12 protein-coding genes and 1 tRNA gene are annotated in these 18050 nt (G+C 42.9%); 2 read left to right on the plus strand and 11 right to left on the minus strand.

Annotation, left to right across the window (positions count from 1 at the left end; all coding sequences use genetic code 11):
* Positions 1 to 18 precede the first annotated feature (18 nt).
* Together Q0590_RS04795 and Q0590_RS04800 are read left to right on the plus strand one after the other, a co-directional pair.
* The gene (locus Q0590_RS04795) at positions 19 to 2466 is read left to right on the plus strand and encodes a GumC family protein (protein WP_302036358.1); all 2448 of its coding nucleotides are present in this window, start codon (positions 19 to 21) and stop codon (positions 2464 to 2466) included.
* Entirely contained in the window at positions 2467 to 3210 is a 744-nt protein-coding gene (locus Q0590_RS04800; RefSeq protein ID WP_302036359.1) for a tyrosine-protein phosphatase, read from the plus strand.
* Positions 3211 to 3222: 12 nt separating this feature from the next.
* Here the strand turns inward: Q0590_RS04800 and Q0590_RS04805 are convergent, their stop codons facing one another.
* From Q0590_RS04805 to Q0590_RS04855, 11 genes are all read right to left on the minus strand, one after another.
* Positions 3223 to 4689, minus strand: coding sequence for a DUF1501 domain-containing protein (locus Q0590_RS04805; protein WP_302036360.1), 1467 nt, complete (start codon positions 4687 to 4689; stop codon positions 3223 to 3225).
* Between the two features lie 103 nt (positions 4690 to 4792).
* Complete coding sequence (locus Q0590_RS04810) at positions 4793 to 8068, minus strand: DUF1553 domain-containing protein (RefSeq protein WP_302036361.1); 3276 nt, start codon at positions 8066 to 8068, stop codon at positions 4793 to 4795.
* Between the two features lie 225 nt (positions 8069 to 8293).
* Entirely contained in the window at positions 8294 to 9172 is an 879-nt protein-coding gene (locus Q0590_RS04815; protein ID WP_302036362.1) for a hypothetical protein, read from the minus strand.
* Positions 9173 to 9825: 653 nt separating this feature from the next.
* Entirely contained in the window at positions 9826 to 11148 is a 1323-nt protein-coding gene (locus tag Q0590_RS04820) for an ATP-binding protein (RefSeq protein WP_302036363.1), read from the minus strand.
* Positions 11149 to 11153: 5 nt separating this feature from the next.
* On the minus strand, positions 11154 to 12179 hold the full coding sequence (locus Q0590_RS04825; RefSeq protein ID WP_302036364.1) for an ATP-binding SpoIIE family protein phosphatase: 1026 nt from the start codon (positions 12177 to 12179) through the stop codon (positions 11154 to 11156).
* Positions 12169 to 12582 carry an anti-sigma regulatory factor gene (locus tag Q0590_RS04830; protein ID WP_378410400.1) on the minus strand — a complete coding sequence of 138 codons (414 nt, stop codon included), beginning with the start codon at positions 12580 to 12582 and terminating at the stop codon, positions 12169 to 12171. Before Q0590_RS04830 ends, Q0590_RS04825 begins: the two co-directional genes overlap by 11 nt.
* Entirely contained in the window at positions 12566 to 12964 is a 399-nt protein-coding gene (locus Q0590_RS04835; protein ID WP_302036366.1) for an STAS domain-containing protein, read from the minus strand. Before Q0590_RS04835 ends, Q0590_RS04830 begins: the two co-directional genes overlap by 17 nt.
* Entirely contained in the window at positions 12957 to 13826 is an 870-nt protein-coding gene (locus Q0590_RS04840; protein WP_302036367.1) for an STAS domain-containing protein, read from the minus strand. Before Q0590_RS04840 ends, Q0590_RS04835 begins: the two co-directional genes overlap by 8 nt.
* 468 nt (positions 13827 to 14294) lie before the next feature.
* The gene (gene ppsA / locus Q0590_RS04845) at positions 14295 to 16904 is read right to left on the minus strand and encodes a phosphoenolpyruvate synthase (protein ID WP_302036368.1); all 2610 of its coding nucleotides are present in this window, start codon (positions 16902 to 16904) and stop codon (positions 14295 to 14297) included.
* Between the two features lies 1 nt (position 16905).
* Complete coding sequence (locus tag Q0590_RS04850; RefSeq protein ID WP_302036369.1) at positions 16906 to 17361, minus strand: MarR family winged helix-turn-helix transcriptional regulator; 456 nt, start codon at positions 17359 to 17361, stop codon at positions 16906 to 16908.
* A 547-nt stretch (positions 17362 to 17908) separates the two neighbouring features.
* Positions 17909 to 18049, minus strand: a tRNA-OTHER gene (locus Q0590_RS04855).
* Position 18050: the final 1 nt, after the last annotated feature.

Below are 18050 nucleotides of genomic sequence, written 5' to 3' on the forward strand. Positions count from 1 at the left end.
CAGGGAAAATTAACAATTATGTCAGGAACGAACGGCAATATACCAGCAGATAATGAAGAAGTTGGCGGCATGGTGTCTTTTAACCGGCAAGCCGAACAAGACGAAGAAGATACCCTCCTGGGAGGTCTTGATCTTATCCGCCTGTATCAGATTCTAAAAAAGAACATCATCTGGCTGATCATGCTTCCGATCATAAGCCTGTTGTGCAGCTATATTTACCTCAGATACACCAAACCACTGTATGAATCTTCTTCCAGCATTAAACTGGAAGTGAAGCGGGAAGCCAATGTCCTGGGTTTAACCGGCGTAAATACCGTAGAAGATGTAGCCGCCAACCTGCCCGGAGAAATAGAACTGATCCGTTCTAATCTGATTTATGAGGAAGTAATCAAACGGATAGACATGGGTATAAGCTACTTTGCATATGGCAATATCCTGGAAGAAGAACGATACAAAAATTCGCCGTTTTCTGTAAAATACGAGTTGTATACTGGTTTTGCGTATGACCGGGTATTTAACGTAACCCTGCTTAATAACCAGCAGTACGAGTTGAATTACCAGGTAGGCGAGCAGGAAATTTCGCAAACCTATACCTTTGGCCAGTCTGTAAAAACGGCCGATTTTCTGTTTGTGGTAGATACTACTCAAGTTTATTCGCCTGAATTGCAGAATACCAAATACTATTTTAAAATAAATAGTGCTGGTGCGCTTACTAATTACATTGCCTCTAATGTGCGGGTAGATATTCTTAACCCGGCAGCTAGCATACTGGGTATATCCTTCACCGATCACAATATTGCTAAAGCGCGGGATATCGTCAATACTATCGACAGTGTGTATCTGACAAAAACACTGGAGATTAAAAACAAAGCCAATAAGCAGAAATTAGAGTTCCTCGACGAACAGTTACGTAATACAGAAGCCAATCTGGAAGAATATGAATCGCAGCTGGAAAGCTTTATTGTCAAGAATAAAACAACGGACATAGAATCGGACGTAGGTAAATTTGTTACCAAAATTGAAGAACTCCTTAACCAGAAAACACTCCTTAACAGCCAGCTGGATCTGTTGCGGAAATTACAGCTTTTAATAGATACCGAAGGAGACCTGGAATCGTTTATCCCTTCCATCCCGCTGCTGACTGACCCGCAACTCGCCGCACTCACTACCGAGATTAACCAGCTACAGCAAGACCGTTCCATTGCGTTGTCTTCCCGCACCGAAGCTACGTTTGCCGTACAGGCTAAAAATCAGGCCATCGGAATTGCCCGGAAAAACATATCTACCCTCATTGTAAAAAACAAAGAACTAGTGATTGATAATGTCCGGCAGATCAATAATAAAATCAGTGAACTGGAAAACACATTTGCCCTGCTTCCTTCCAAAGGTACCGAATACACTAAAATTAAAAGATTTAAGGACCTGTACGACAAGTATTACCTGATGATGATGGATAGAAAGGCAGAGTTAGGTATTGCCGAGGCTGGTACGGTTCCTGAGTTTGTTATACTTTCTCCAGCAAGTACACCTAGCAAACCAATTGCCCCCAACAAAATGATGATTTACGGCAGTGCTGGTGCCTTTGGCTTGTTGTTAAGCATGTTGTTGCTGAGTCTGCGGTATATTTTGCACGATAGCATTTCTAACCAGCGCGAACTGGAAAGAACCACACAAGCTCCTATTCTGGGTGCCATTCCTACCTACCTCAAGGAGAAAATGGATGTATCGCGGTTAATTATCAACAAAAATCCCAAAGCCTCTATCAGCGAATCTTTCCGTACTATCCGCACAAACATGGAGTTTCTTTTACCTAGTAAAAAGAAAAAACGGATAATAACCGTGACTTCCACGGTAAGTGGCGAAGGCAAAACTTTTGTGTCGCTGAACCTGGCGGGCGTAATTGCCTTGTCAGACACCAAGGTTATTATTTTGGATCTGGATATGCGGAAGCCTAAAATACATCTGGCTTTTGATGACGAAAACTTTGCAGGCATTAGCACTATTCTCATTGGCAAGCACAAAATTCAGGATTGTATCCGCAACACAAGTATCCGGTCACTGGATTATATTGCTGCCGGACCTACGCCGCCCAATCCTTCCGAGCTTATCCTGAGGCCTGAGTTTGATACGTTGTTAAAAGAATTGCACCAGTTCTATGATGTAATTGTGATAGATACACCACCGGTAGGCCTGGTTACAGATGGTATTCTAGTGATGAAGAAAGCTGACTTACCTGTATATGTTGTGCGGGCAGATTATTCCAAACGATACTTTATCAAAAACATTAATAAGCTTATAAAGAATAACAACTTTGGCAGACTTTCTATTATCTTGAATGCCTTTAAGCATTTGAGCCAGTATGGGTACGGCTATGACTATAGTTACTACCAGGGCTACGATGAAGATGACAACAGTCCGGCATCTAACGGGCTTTTCAAGAAAAAGAAAATGATCGGGCAAAACTAAATGATGTCTTTCTTTAACAAACTTACTGGTAGATCTGACAAAGGGCCTCCCAAACGAGTGCTGACATCAGATATGCATGCTCACTTTTTACCTGGCATAGACGATGGGGCTTCTTCTATGGAAGAATCTTTGTTCCTGATAAAAAAACTGATGGACTGTGGCTATACAAAACTTGTGGCTACTCCCCACGTGATGAATGATTTTTTTAAGAACACACCTGAGATTATTTATAGCAAGCTTTTTGAGGTAAAAGAAGCAGTAGTAGCTGAAGGCTGGGACATAGAAATAGAAGCAGCGGCAGAATACTACCTCGATGAATGGTTTATGGGTATGCTGCAGAATAATAACCCGCTGCTTACCTTTGGCGACCGATACCTGCTGTTTGAAACTTCTTTTATTAATCAGCCGGCTCAGCTACATGAAGCTATCTTTTTGATGCAGTCCTTAAGCTATAAACCTGTACTGGCACATCCCGAAAGATATGTATACTTCCAGGATAACTTTGAAAAATGTGCCGAACTTTATAGAAACGGGGTCTTACTTCAGATAAACATCAACTCTTTATCCGGCTATTATTCTACGCCGGCACAACTCCTGGCAGAGAAGTTAATAGACAAGAAAATGGTGCATTTTGCAGGCACTGATTGCCATGCTCTTAAACATGTAAAAGCTTTAGAACTAAGCCGCACAAAAAAATACTACACCAAATTACTGGATTCTGAACTGCTCAACTACGCACTCTGATTTTATACATCTTTAAACTAATATTTCTTTCACTACTTTACCGGCTACATCTGTCAGGCGGTAGCGGCGGCCCTGGTGTTTAAATATTAGTTTTTCATGATCAATGCCCAGCATATGCATGATAGTAGCCTGAAAATCGTGCACATGTACCGGGTCCTTTACCACATTGTAACCAAGCTCATCTGTTTCTCCATAAGTAAAGCCGGGTTTTATGCCTGCGCCAGCCATCCATATAGTAAAGCTCCGGGGATGATGGTCGCGGCCGAAATCTTCGGGAGTTAATTTACCCTGCGAATAATTGGTCCGGCCAAATTCCCCGCCCCATATTACCAATGTATCTTCCAATAAGCCGCGTTGCTTTAAATCTTTAACCAGTGCTGCCGATGCCTGGTCTACACTTTTGGCCATAATCTTAATGTCGTTGGGCAGGTTTCCATGCTGATCCCAGCCTTGATGGTAGAGTTGCACAAACTTTACATCGCGCTCGGCTAAGCGGCGGGCTAGTAAACAATTGGCAGCGAACGTTCCTGGCTTGCGGGAGTCGGGTCCGTACATGTCGTAGATATAGTCTGGCTCTTTGGATATATCCATGGTCTCCGGTACAGACGTTTGCATGCGGTAAGCCATTTCATACTGCGATACTCTGGAATTTATTTCCGGGTCAAGCACATGTTCGTATTGCTGCTGATGAAGTTTGGCCAGATAATCCAGCATTCTGCGCCGGCTGGTTTTATCAATGCCATGTGGGTCATTGAGATACAATACCGGATCTTTCCCTGACCGGAACATAACCCCTTGATGCTCAGATGGCAGAAACCCATTACTCCACAGTTTTGCATACAAGGGCTGGTCGCCTTCCCGCCCTTTGGAGAGGAGCACACAGAAAGTAGGTAGATTTTCGTTATCAGACCCTAGCCCATAACTTACCCACGAACCAAAACTTGGACGCCCGGCCTGCTGAGAACCAGTTTGTACAAAGGTAACAGCCGGGTCGTGGTTAATAGCCTCTGTATGCATAGATTTTATGAAACAAACTTCGTCTACTATCTGCCGGTGATAAGGTAGCAAATCGCTTATCCAGGCCCGGCTCTTACCATACTGCTGAAACTCAAATTTTCCAAATGCCAGGGGAAAAGACCGTTGCCCGGATGACATACCTGTCAGGCGTTGGTTACCCCGCACAGAAGGTGGCAACTCCTGGCCAAACATTTCCCGCAGCTTAGGCTTGTAATCAAATAACTCCAGTTGAGAGGGAGCACCGCTTTGAAAAAGATAGATTACCCGTTTGGCTTTGGGCACAAAATGCGGCAACTCAGATTGTAAGGCTTCTAAACCAGTAGCATTCCCCCTTCCAAAAACGGAGTTAGCATTAAGCAGTGAACCTAAAGCAGCTGCACCTAACCCTAACACACTTCCCTTTAAAAATTCCCGCCGGTTTAAGCCCTGGCTCACTTGTTCTGCAAAATCTTTATCTTTCATAACAAAGCAATTTATAAGTTGGAGATTTGTGAATGTAAAAACTTAGAAAGGCGCCACTTATCTTCCCAAATTTTCATATTTCCTCATTTTCACATTCAGGTATCTATCTTTTTACAACAAACTCATCAAAATTCATAATGCTGGAAGCTATAATAGTACAGGCAGCTACTTCATTAGCATCCAGGCTTATATCCCGTTTGTATTCCCCGACACTCAGTAGTTGCCCGGCACGTTTAGGTTCTTTCGTAAAGTCTCTTAATTCATCTTCATACAACTGTTGAAGCAAGGTAAGTTCCTCTGCTCTGGGAGCCCGGCTGGTAAGTGCCTTAAACGCAAAAGCAATTCTTGATTCTGGCGTTTGGCCACCCTCTTTTATCATCCGTTCGGCCAGCAGCCGGGAAGCTTCTATATATTGTGGGTCGTTCATTAGCACTAACGATTGCAGGGGAGTAGCGGTTTTCTGGCGTTTTACAATGCAGATATAACGGTCTGGTGCATCAAAGTTCATCATAGAGGGCGGCGGCGAACTACGCTTCCACACGGTATATAAGCTTCTCCGGTACAAATCATCCCCTTTGCCCTGTTCATAATGCGTTTTGTTACGGGTAGCCAGCGCTTCCCAGATGCCTTCCGGCTGGTACGGATATACGCTTGGCCCGCCTACTTCAGGAACCAATAACCCACTAGCCGCCAGGGCATTGTCGCGGATCATTTCGGCGCTTAAGCGGTAGCTCGGTCCCCGGCTATACAAGTCATTGTTTGGATCGGCTTCGATCACTTTGGGAGAAACAACTGATGCCTGTCGGTAGGTAGCCGACATAACTACCATTTTCATAAATGCTTTTACATCCCAGCCACTATGCATAAAAGTGGTTGCCAGGTAATCTAACAAATCCGGATGTGTAGGTAAAGCCCCCTGGTTACCAAAATCATCCGGCGTGCTGACTAAGCCTTGGCCAAAAGCCATCGCCCAGAAGCGGTTTACAATTACTCTGGAAGTTAGCGGATGTCTGGTATCCAGCAGCCATTTAGATAAGCCCAGGCGGTTCTTAGGTTGTTTTTTATCGAAAGAAATTAGTTTGCCTGGTGTATTGGGTTCTACCGGAGTTTTAGGCGCATCGTACGCACCTCGATCCAAGATGTAGGATGGCAGGGGTTCCTTTCTTTCCTGCATAACCATTACCTCAGGCTGGTCAGTCAATAACTGGTTTTCTTCATCCCGCAGTTTAGTAAGTTTGGCCAAATGCCCGGCATAGGTTTCATCTTCATTCAATAAATAGTACTCGAATAATTGCGCTTGTTCAGCTTTACTAAGCTCAGCAGCTGGCTTCTTTAGCAAGGTGGCTATAGCCTCCTTCTGCCCGTTGATTTCTTGTACTTCTAAAGCCGAGAGCTGGCGTTGGTATACAGCCATTTCATCTACCATTACATTCTGGATACTGCCCCGCATATCACGGCCAATCATGAAAGGCATTTCGCTCCAATGGGTTTTCTTTTCGCCATATAAAATACTCTTATGCAAATTATCTGTGACTACTTTGCGCCCGGTTTCTTTGCCATCCAGGAACAACTTTACACCAGATGCTTTGCTGCTGCCATCGTACGTTAATACCAGATGGTGCCAGGTATTGGGCTTAAGTTTTTCTTTGATGCGCAGATCAATACTATTGGCAGGCCACACGTAACTAAAGCTGACATCTAGGGAATTATCTTTCTTGAGCAGAACACGGTAACCCCGGTAGCCTTCAAATTCCCCGTTACATTTGGCAAATAAGGTTCCTTCTTCTCCCCCTCCCAGTATATTGGTCCAGATGCTGATGGAAAAGGGTTGATGTCTGTCGAAGTCAACTTCTTTGGTGAAATTAATGCCAGCATCGCCAATCAGTTTCCGGCCATTGCCTTCTATTCCTGGAACAACCACCGGTTTTTTATCCATATCTCCGGCAACCTTACCAGTTAGTTTGGTTTTAACCGCATTTTTAAACTCTTTCTCCTGGGCAGGTTCTTCAAAATGAAATAACCCAATTAGCTGCTTTGTATTCAAGCTATACTTATCTGGCGACGTGCGGGAAGCCGCCAGCCATTTTTCGAAATTTTGCTGGTAGTTGGTTGGTTCTATGGCTTTCTGTAGTGGAGCCATTTGCTCCCGGATAAAGGATAATTTTTTATCTGTTTCTTCATTGGTTAGAATAACTGTAGGAGACGCTTCGCCATTATAAGGAATAATGCCCGATTCGTTGTTACTATTGAAGAAAGCAAATAAAGAGTAATAATCTTTCTGGGTAACCGGATCATATTTATGGTCATGGCAACGGGCACATTCCATGGTAAGACCTAAAAAGGCTTTTCCAAAGGTATTGGTCCGGTCAGCTACATACTCTACCCGGTATTCTTCGTCTACTACGCCGCCTTCCTGTGTTTGCGGATGATTCCGGTTAAACGAAGTAGCAATTAGCTGCTCTTTGGTAGGATTAGGTAGCATATCGCCGGCTAGTTGCCAGGTAATAAACTTATCATACGGCAGATTCTGATTGTAAGCATTGATTACCCAGTCGCGCCAGGGCCAGCTGTTGCGCATACCATCGTCCTGGTAGCCATGCGAATCTGCATAACGGGCAATATCCAGCCATTCCACGGCCATCCGTTCGCCATAGTGCGGAGAGGCCAATAGCCGATCTACGGCTCTTTCGTAGGCGTTGGGTGAGGTATCTTTCATGAAAGCATCTACCTCTGCTACTGTTGGAGGTAAACCAGTAAGATCAAATGATACGCGGCGGAGCAATGTTTCTTTACTTGCTTCCTCAGCAGGCTTCAATCCTTTTTGCTCCAGACGGTTCAATACAAAATTATCGATCGGATTTTTTACCCATTCTTTTTGAGTAACTTTTGGCACTTCCGGTTTTGTGGGCGGAATAAAGGACCAATGTTCTTTCCATTGAGCACCTTGTTCTATCCATTTAGTTAGTATACCTATTTCGTAGTCATTCAAGGTAAGATTAGAATTGGCAGGCGGCATCATCTCATCCGGATCTTTAGATACAATCCGCTGGAAAAGCATACTTTTGTCCAGATTGCCTTTGACAATAGCATGACGCTTGCCCAGGCTATCAATAGCCGCAAATGCGCCTTCCTCTGTATCTAGCCGTAAGTTTCCTTCACGGGTATTAGGGTCTGGCCCATGACAAGCAAAACAACGGTCCGAAAGAATGGGTTTTACATGAAAATTAAAATCTACTTGATCAGGTAGCACCGCTTGCAGGCTATCTGAAATTACACTGGAAGATTCTGTACGGTTACAACCTCCCAGGCTGTAGAACATAGCTCCCAGAAAAAGGATAATAGCAGATAGGGATATAAAATTTGTTAATGGCCGCTTCATAAAAGAATATTTACCTGTCAACAGACACATTCTAAAAATATAAACCCTTAAATTTAAGCTTTATATAAAATTTAATCAATATTTCCCTGGAAAGATTCCATTTCGGCTGGTAAAAATTCCTGATCCCTCTTTTTGCAGCTATTCTTTTTTCACAAAAAGCTAAAAATAATGAAGCCACTGAAGTTTATACCTTCAGTGGCTTTATAAAAAATAAGTTGATAATTTTTACTGATGCATTGGTATTTGCTCACTTTTTCCATCTATGGTGAGTGTAGCCAGGTTGTCGCATTGGCCATTGCCGAAATCGTAAACTGCTTCACTGTACCCTTCAGCCGTTAATAAGTATGTACCTTTGGTTATGCCGTATGCACAATAAACATCTAGAGATAATGGAGAGGTAATCTGTGCGGAGAATGCTTTCCCCTGACGGTTAAGACCCGTTATGCCACCGGTCATTTCCCAGGTTATGATAGGCGTATCATTTTCGGTTTCACCCATATCATAACCAAAGTTGATTACGTAATTGCTATTCCATGAGATCTTTGAGCCGTCCGCATAAGTAAGCACGGCATTTTTAAAGTCGTAGGTATAGATCATAGAATTGACCGCATCATTGATAGTGATGCCCACCGTATAATGGCCATCTAGCTTTTTGCTGTTAGCTTCATAGCCTACAAACTCTGCGTTCATCTGTACGCCATTACCTTCCGCGGATACAGTTACGGTAAAAATAATTTTACCTTTACGCAATACGTCATCTGCACATCTTTGTCCGCTACCATAGTCAACAGTAATGGTACCTGCACCAGTTTCTTCATTTACCTGGTGATTTACTGTACCACAAGGTAGTTCCTTTATAGCGGCAATTCTTCCTGTAGCTTGCGGCGAAGCAGAACCATCCATAGATACTGTCATGGCCAGATCATTTAGATTCTGTAATTCTTCAATTACTTCGAGCGTTGCTTTAGCTGTAGTAAAATTTTGCTCGCTTGTGGGTTTTGTTGTGTTGGCAGGACTTACTTCTTTGTCTTTGTTACAACTCGATAAGGTGCCTATACCCAATAACAGAGCAATAGCTGGAATGTAATACTTACTTTTTTTCATGTGTTTATTGTATGATTGAATAAAAGGCTGTTGGCTTAAAAAAGTAACTTATGCCATACAAGGCTCTTTTCCGTGGATACAATCAGCAGAAAAAAAAGTAAGTGAAACAGAAAAGAGTTAGTAAAAAAAGCAGGTAATAAAACTTGTACAATAGCCTGGAAAATGGAAGGGTATTTTTAAAATACGCTGCAAAAGACTAGTAATAAAAATGTATACTATCTTGCTGGGCGCATGTTGTATTACTTATACACTTGCTTCCTTCAGAATGAGTAATCTGTGAATCCATTTGCCAGAAGCCTGAAAACAAGCATTTTCTACAGTAGCACGAACACTAGAGAAACGCCTTCTGCTGCATTATACTCTTTCTCTAGCTATGTAAAATACATCTCAGTTTATAGATGTTCAGCCAGGCGGCTAAGTATGTATTGATGTAAATAGGTACGCAATACTTTTCCATTTTTTACCTCTACTCCGCACACAACAAAACAGATAATTTCTAGAGAATATCACCATCTATTTTATTGTACTTGTCATTACCTGAAATGGAGATGTTTAATGTGAGAGCAAAACAACAGTTGTTAACGCTGCCATTAGCTATATACAAAGCAAGAGTAAGAAGAAATAAAATTTTGTCTATTCATTAGGGGCTTGGTTTATGCGGTTTCCGCAGGCCATGTAAAAATAAAGGTTGCTCCTCTTCCCTGCGATTCTACCCAGACTTTGCCTCCTTTTTCAGAAGTAATTTTCTTGATAATAGATAAGCCTAGCCCGGTACTATCATTGGAGGAAGTATGTAAGGAATAATACATCTGGAAAATTTTCTCGTGGTATTCTTCAGGGATACCCGGGCCATCGTCTTTTACGGCAAACTCAATAAACTTTTCTTTCTCAATGGCACTTATGGCTATAATTCCTTGCTGGGTATCGTGGTACTTAATGGCATTTTCTATCAGGTTTGTAAATATCTGACGCAAATAAATTTCTTCGGTATGCAGCACTGGCATCTCACTTAGTATCTGTACTTCCAGGCCAGCTGGCAAAGCCACAGATGCAATAATTTCCAGAAGCAAATTTTTTACATCGACGGTGGTTTGCTCTATATATTGACGGCCGGATTTAGAGTACGACAGAATACCGGTGATCAGGCTATCCATCCGTTTTACCTGTTCGTTGAGCATTTCAAAATGCATGTTCGCTTGTTCATTGCCCGAGGCCTTAACAGCTTTGTTTATCAATTTGGCAATGCCTTGAATATTGCGTAGCGGAGCTTTCAGATCATGCGAAACAGTGTAGGCAAATTCCTCAAGCTCTTTGTTCATTTTCTGCAACATCCCATTCGCTTCTTCTCTTTCTTTGAGCAGGGCTGATACATTGTTGTGCAGAGATTTAATTTCGTCCATCTGGTGCTCGGTTTGCATCTGCTTAATTCGCAAAGCTTCCATTACTTCCAGCAGTTGTATATTTTGCTGTTTTATTTCTTCATAGGGAGAGATACGGGATTCATTATTGAAGTATTCATTCCAGCCTTCTATAATTGGTTTATTAATTGGAGGATGGTTGGCAGGTATTTTTTTCAGCAGCTTAACTTTTGTGCCATTGTTGAGCTTGCTTTCTATAAAAAACTGATCTACCAGCTTCTTTGCATTGGCAATACCCCACCCCTTACCGCCCAGGGGCTGTATATTTATTTTCAGAATTTCTTCAATATTGGGAATGCCCCGGCCATAATCAATAATTAATGCTTCCACATACAAGTGCTTATCTTGCTCTATAATGCTGAATACAATGCTGCCTTCGCCTACATGTTCCAGCACATTGCGGCATATTTCCGATACAGCGGTCGCAAACTTGGTTTGGGTAGGAACAGGCATGCCCGTTAATTGAGTTAGCTGCCTCGCCCGCTTATAGGCAAGCACAATATCTAATTCATTGGCTATACCTACTTTAACAATGTTCTGGTACGCATATTTATGCATGGGCTTTATTTCTTTTGCTTTCCGGCTATTACTAATATATCATCTATTTTCCGGGTGTGATCTTTGTACAAAACAGCTGCCATTACACTGGGGTCGTGCAGGCGCAGGAGCGGATACTTGCTGAATTCCCACCGCGATTTTAGCCCATCTGAATGCAACAATACAATGGAGGTATCACTCCAGGAGAACTGGTGATTATGAATGGTGTTCGGAATATTGTGTCCCAGAATCCCGTTATAGGATATCAGGCTTTTATTTACTTCCAGAGAAAGCACCTTGCCGCCAATATTACCTATCCCACAAAAAGAAACTTTCCCAGCGGCAGACTGAATGAAGGCAACGGCTCCTACAGCTCCTCTGGTCCGTTTTATTTCCTGATGAATAATTCTTAAGGCACCGGCCGGGTCAACAGCCAGACTTTCGGAAAGTACAGCCACCGCCTGCGTAGAAGCCATGTGTGCTTCTTCGCCATGCCCCAGCCCGTCAGCAGCCATTATTACACACCCATCTTTCACAGGTAAGGCTCTCCAGGCATCCCCACAATAGGTTTCGCCAGTTTTGGCTACCATCACTGCCCGTACGTCTAGTTGATTGAATCCAGTATTTTTTTTCCGGTCTTTTTCGGTGAGATAGATCCGGGATAAGACAACCGTGCCTTGTTCCGGCTGAGAGTATATATCAAATTCGTGCGACAGCCTTTTTATGGCTCCCAGGCCTTCTCCCTGTGAGCCTACTGTAGAAACGCCATCCTGCATCATCCGCAGCACATCTACCATGCCGGGGCCATTATCTACACTGATAATTTCAATACCGGCAGCCCGGCCCATACCCAGGGCTTTTACCAGTATTTCTCCGCCTGAAGTAGTATGTTTGATTAAATTGGAAGCTAGCTCAGAGGCAACAATATCTATTTTGCCTAGTTTGGCTTCTGTAAAGCCATAACTTTCGGCCAGTTTCTGTATCTCCCTTTTCGTCAGGCTAAGATAGCTTCTATCCGATACCGGAAAGCAGTGGTGTGCGTTAAATTCCATTTTTCCAGCGGATGATCGTAACAGTTGTTCCTTTGCCTACTTCACTTTTTATATCAAATTCATTTACTAACCGTTTGGCTCCCGGCAAGCCCAACCCCAGACTTTTACCTGTAGAGTATCCATCTTTCATCGCCAGGCGGATATCGGCTATGCCAGGGCCTTTGTCTGTAAAAGTTAACCTAATGCCGGTTACCCTGTCTTTGCCTATAATTTCCAGAATTACTACGCCGCCATTGGCATATTTCAGCATGTTGCGCACCAGTTCACTTGCAGCCGTTATTAACTTAGTCTGATTGAGCAAACTCATGCCTATTTTGGTGGCAAACTCCTTTACACGGTTTCTGAATAAAATTACATCTTGTTCTTTTAGAATCTGTAGCGATTCCTTAGTCATTACTATCATAATCCTCTTCCTCTCCAGTCTGGTCTTTGCCAATTCTCTTCTGAAGAAGCTCCATCCCCTTTTCTACATTCAATGCCGTGTGTACGCCTGAAAGTGTTAACCCTAACTCTACCAGAGTAATAGCCACGGCAGGCTGCATCCCCACCACTACTGTTTCCGCATCCATAATCTTAGTCATAGAAGCAATATTGCCCAGGATACGGCCCATAAATGAATCTACAATACTTACGGCAGAAATATCGATAAGCACTCCTTTGGCATCTACCTGGCTTACCATGTTAATCAGGTCGTTTTCCAGACTAAGCGCTAAGCGGTCATACAAATCTACCTGAATGGTAACCAGCAGAAAATGCCCCATTTTTAGTATTGGTATTCTATCCATTGTTCTGCCGGTTTTTTTCTACTCGTTTTACTTCCACATTAAGCATAGAGAAGGCTAATTTTAATGCACTAGCCAGGGAGGCCTTGGTTTTTATATGAGAAAGATCTATGCCCAGGTGAACAATCGTTTGGGCAATTTCAGGGCGTATGCCACTAATAATACATTCGGCACCCATTAACCTGGTAGCACTTACCGTTTTCAGCAAATGTTGAGCCACTAGGGAATCTACCGCAGGCACGCCGGATATATCCAGTATAGCTATAGTGCTGCCGGTATTTACAATCTCCTGCAACAGATTTTCCATCACTATCTGGGTACGCATACTATCTAAGGTACCAATAATAGGCAGGGCCACTACGCCTTCCCATACCCGGATAACCGGTGTAGAAATTTCATTCATCTCATCTGTCTGCCGGATAATTACTTCTTCGCGTCCCTTAATGAATGTTTCAAACGTTATGATATTCAGGCTATCTATTAACTTATTGATAGCAATGTAGGAATCAAGTAATACTTTGGGGTCATCGGTATACTCTTTTTCAAGGGTTTGGGTGAGGGCTTGTTTCAGGCTCAACACAAACTGCGCTGTTTCGCGGGGCGAAAATCCATGCCTTGCTCTGGAAACCGAAATGTCGCTTAAAATTCCGCTTACCTGTTCAAAATCCTTAGACTGCGTATTATCTATGTTATCTGAGTTGAGTGTTTTCAGTAGTGCCGTCAGCAACTCATCTGACTGGTTTCTTAGTTCATCATTGGACATCAAATCTTCCCGTAACGCCTGATCCTCCATTTGATTACTCATCCAGGTTTCTAATAAATGCTTTTTACTCTTCTGCAGAAATTTTAAGCTTTGGTTCTTCATAAATGTTAGCGTACGGAATACGATGGTTAGATTATCGTAAGATTGGAAAAATTTGTGTAAAACTACTAATAAAAAAGAACCTATATAGTAGAAATTATTACGAAGACTGATGAAAACTGTATAAACCAGCAACCCCTTTAGTAAAAAAAGTCTACAGCAAAAATATAGAATACTATGCGTATGAACTATCTTTATTCCCGGCTTCTCTGCTAAAAAGTAAAACCACGCCTGGTTAGCAGCCTTGCTTGATTCAGCACTACATTCTGGCAAATTCTTCTGGTATTAGCCCAACAGGCGTGTTGAATCTATTGAGTCTGTTTTCCGCATCTTCAACAACATACCTTCTTCCTTTTCATCTCTGTTTTTCCTTCGCATACACGCGTAAAATAAACGTTGTTATGTCTGGCTATTCTATTGCCACAAATGAATGATAGGCATAAACTTTTGGTTCCTGTCTATAAAGCATGGTTACAGTATTTCTACATATCCTTCAGTTCCATGGACACGAATTGGTTGTCCGTTTTTTATCAGGTTAGTAGCATTTTCCACGCCCACAACAGCCGGCAAGCCGTATTCACGTGCAATTACTGCTCCATGGGTCATCAGGCCACCCACTTCCGTAACCAAGCCTTTTATGGATACAAACAAGGGAGTCCAGCTAGGGTCAGTAAAGGTGGTAACTAATATATCCCCCTCTTCCAAATGGGCATCTTCCATAGTTAAAATAACACGTGCCCGCCCTTCTATTATGCCGGAAGAAACAGCCAGGCCAACCATAGCTCCGGCAGGGAGGTTTTCCCGTTTGTACATACCTGTAACAATTTCACCATCAGACGTGATCACCCGTGGCGGGTTTAGTTTTTCATATACTTCATATTCATTTTTTCGCTGACGAATAAGCTCGTAATCCAGTTGATGGGTGCGCACAGTTTCCCGAAGTTCTTCAAACGTGAGATAGTAGATATCTTCTGTTGAATGAATAATACCAGCTTGCAGGAGGTGCTCCGCTTCTTTCAGCAAAGCCTGCTTATATACGAAGTAGCGATTAACCATGTCGTATTTTGGATATTCCCGGTAACCACTCAAACTCCGGATCAGGCGGATCATTTGTTTTGTATCCCTGGCTTTTTGTTCGCCATCCGGTAATGCCGCCAGCTGTGCTATTAGTTCCTGTTCTTTTTTCAATGCTTCCTGCCGCCCCTGCTCAAATTTCCGCTTGCCGGCACCAGGCGCCAAATTTTTAATGTTACTCAGCATCAGAGGCACAAGTAATTTTGGGTTTTCGCTCCAGCGGGTTTTGGTAATATCTATTTCTCCGGTACACCGCATGCCGTATTTGTTCAGATACGCATCTATAGCTTCCCGGGCTTGCTGTCCGCCTGTAAATTTTACCAGATCATCTAAAAAATTATTATTCTTTACCTGTTGCAAATACTCAATTACTTCCGGATACGGGCGGAGCACGTCGGCAACCTCTACTAGTTGCAGACCCATTTCTGAGGTAATATTGTTTGGCACAGACTGAGAAAGGGTATCTGCCACGTTTTTTTCGCCCAACCACTCCTGTATGTGTTCATTAATCCAGGAGAAAGCATTCATGGCAGCCATAATTACCCTGTGGCTTTGTGGATCAAATAAGATCTTCTTTAACTCCTGGAGATCTTCCAGAATAAAATCAAATAGCGCTGATCCCTGTTTCGCCTGAATGTTTTGTTTTAATGCTGCGATCGAAGTTTGACTACGCCCGATCAGATGGGAAACCACAGCCGGACCATTCTCAAGTAGTACCTGGAAATCCAAAGGAGGCACCCCTTTATTGCTTTTTTCTCCTTCTTTTTCATCCGGCAGTGACGGTTTTATAAAATCTCCCCGCTCAATTACGGTCATAAGTGCGTCTTTTATGAGCGGATCATGTTGTCCCAAAGTTTCTAGTATCTGTTGTCTGCTGCCAGGTGAAGCCAGCATAGGCGTAACATCCACAAATAACCTTCCACCGGCTGTACGCATGGGTGCACGAGTGGTTAACAGAAAAAAAGAGAGCCCTAAGGGTTTTATGGCATCGGTCATCATTTGTTGATGGCCGACAGAAATATAAACATGATTTTCCTGGTCATCTGCCTGGGGCACCGGAAATAAAGTAGTAATTGGCCGGCTCTGAACAATATAAAAGGTATCATCTACCAGACACCATTCAATATCCTGGGGGTGGCCGAAATGCACTTCAATTTCTCTGCCTATGTGGGCAAGCTGCAAAATCTGCTCATCTGTAAGCGCCTGGCTACTCTGCCGCTGAGGGTCAATTTCCTGTGCTGCTGTACCGCCACCTTTTAAAGCATAGCTTGCGAGCTTCTTGGCAGATACCCTTTTATCGATAATCTTGCCGTTACATACTTTATAGGTATCTGCATTTACCAGGCCGGAAACCATGGCTTCTCCCAATCCGAAGCCCGCATCAATGGATAATACCTTCCTGTTACAGTTGACGGGATCGGCTGTGAACAAAATGCCTGAAGCCTGCGGGAAGACCATTTTCTGGACAACCACCGCCAGGTGGACTTTACGGTGGTCAAAGCCATTTTGAAGGCGGTAAATAACTGCCCTCTCAGTAAACAGTGATGCCCAGCATTGGCTGATATGCTTTAAAATTGCCTTCTTGCCGGTTATGTTCAAAAACGTGTCCTGCTGCCCGGCAAAGGATACGGTAGGCAAATCCTCTGCTGTGGCGCTGGAACGTATGGCATAGGCATCTCTTTCGCCGAGTTGTTCAAGCTGCCGGGAAATCTCATGCGTAATAGAGTCCGGAATCGTTATTTCTTCAATCTCCTTCCGGATTTTTGCACAAATTTCACTAATACTTTTCCTATTGTCTGCTTTCAGCATAGCCAACTCATCCAACAGTGAATTAACTGCTTTACTATTTCCAATAATTTCTTTGTAGACTTCTGTAGTAATGCAAAAGCCTTCAGGCACTTGTATCTCCACAATCCGGGATAATTCGCCCAGATTGGCGCCTTTGCCCCCCGTTACTGCATGCTTTGTTTTATCGGTTTCCTGAAAACTGAGGATGTAGGTACGCATATTAGTTGTTTGTGAGCTTGTTGGTTGTTTCGTTCATTAGTTCAATTGCCGCTAAAAAGTAGGCTTCCAAGATTTTGAGTTCCTCCTCTGCAAATGAAGCAATAAGGTTTTCTGATTTGCTCCGGAATTCTTTATAAAGCGGTGCCAAAAGGGCCATTATGGCCGGGGTGTCTGGCTCAATGATAACCTTCCGTCTGTCATCCTGGGCAAACTGCCGTTTAACCAGGTTTTTCTTTTCAAGCCTGTCTATTAAACCTGTAACAGCACCTGTTGTCAGCCCTGTTAGTGTTGCAAGTTCCCCTGCAGTCATTTGTCCTCTTTCTATCAGAAATCCCAGGTATTTATGGTCAGTTCCGGAAAGACCTGCTTTTCGGGCAACGGCTTCATGCATTTGAATAGAGGTATAGGCATAGTGTTGAATCAGTTTCCTCAGCCGTTTAATTAACTCATCATCCATAATATCTTAGTTACTAAATATCTTATTTACTAAGATAGTATAAATATGCATTGTTTCAAATTATTTTTGATAAAAATCACAGGAACTAGTAGAAATACTGATGGAAGGGAATTATTATACAAAGCTTGGTAAAAGAATGGAAGCTATATGGACTGCAAATTTACCCAACATAAATCACTTGTAACGCTTGAGCTAAGGGCAGGATATGCTTTTGGCGGACAAAGGAGAAGCACTTGAACTTATTGGAGCACCAGAGAAAAGTCCGGGGTGAGAAATAATGTACTACCGTGAAAAATTGATTGAGTATTAGCTGTAACACTTTGGTTTAACGTAGTTAACGTTTACCAAAATTGCTTGGCAGAAGTTTCGCGTGGGAAGTAACTACGTGCGGATTTTATACAGGGGGTCGAAAAAACAAGATTTGCCACCGAAAAGGCAAAACAACTACTGATATGTATAGGGAACTATGGCTTTTATTATAGTACAAAAGGGCAACAAACGAAAAGTCTCTATATAGCGTGTCTACCAATTCCACCATTCCGGAGCTCTCCGAAAGCAGGACTCGAACCTGCACGTTCTTGCGAACACTAGCACCCAAAGCGAAGAAATACTTTTCTACGGCACCTTTATAAAATAGGGGTAACAAACAATAAGTCGCTTATGTTGCTCTACCACTGAGCTATTCCGGC

The sequence above is a fragment of the Rhodocytophaga aerolata genome, assembly GCF_030503435.1.
GTDB classification, from domain to species: domain Bacteria; phylum Bacteroidota; class Bacteroidia; order Cytophagales; family 172606-1; genus Rhodocytophaga; species Rhodocytophaga aerolata.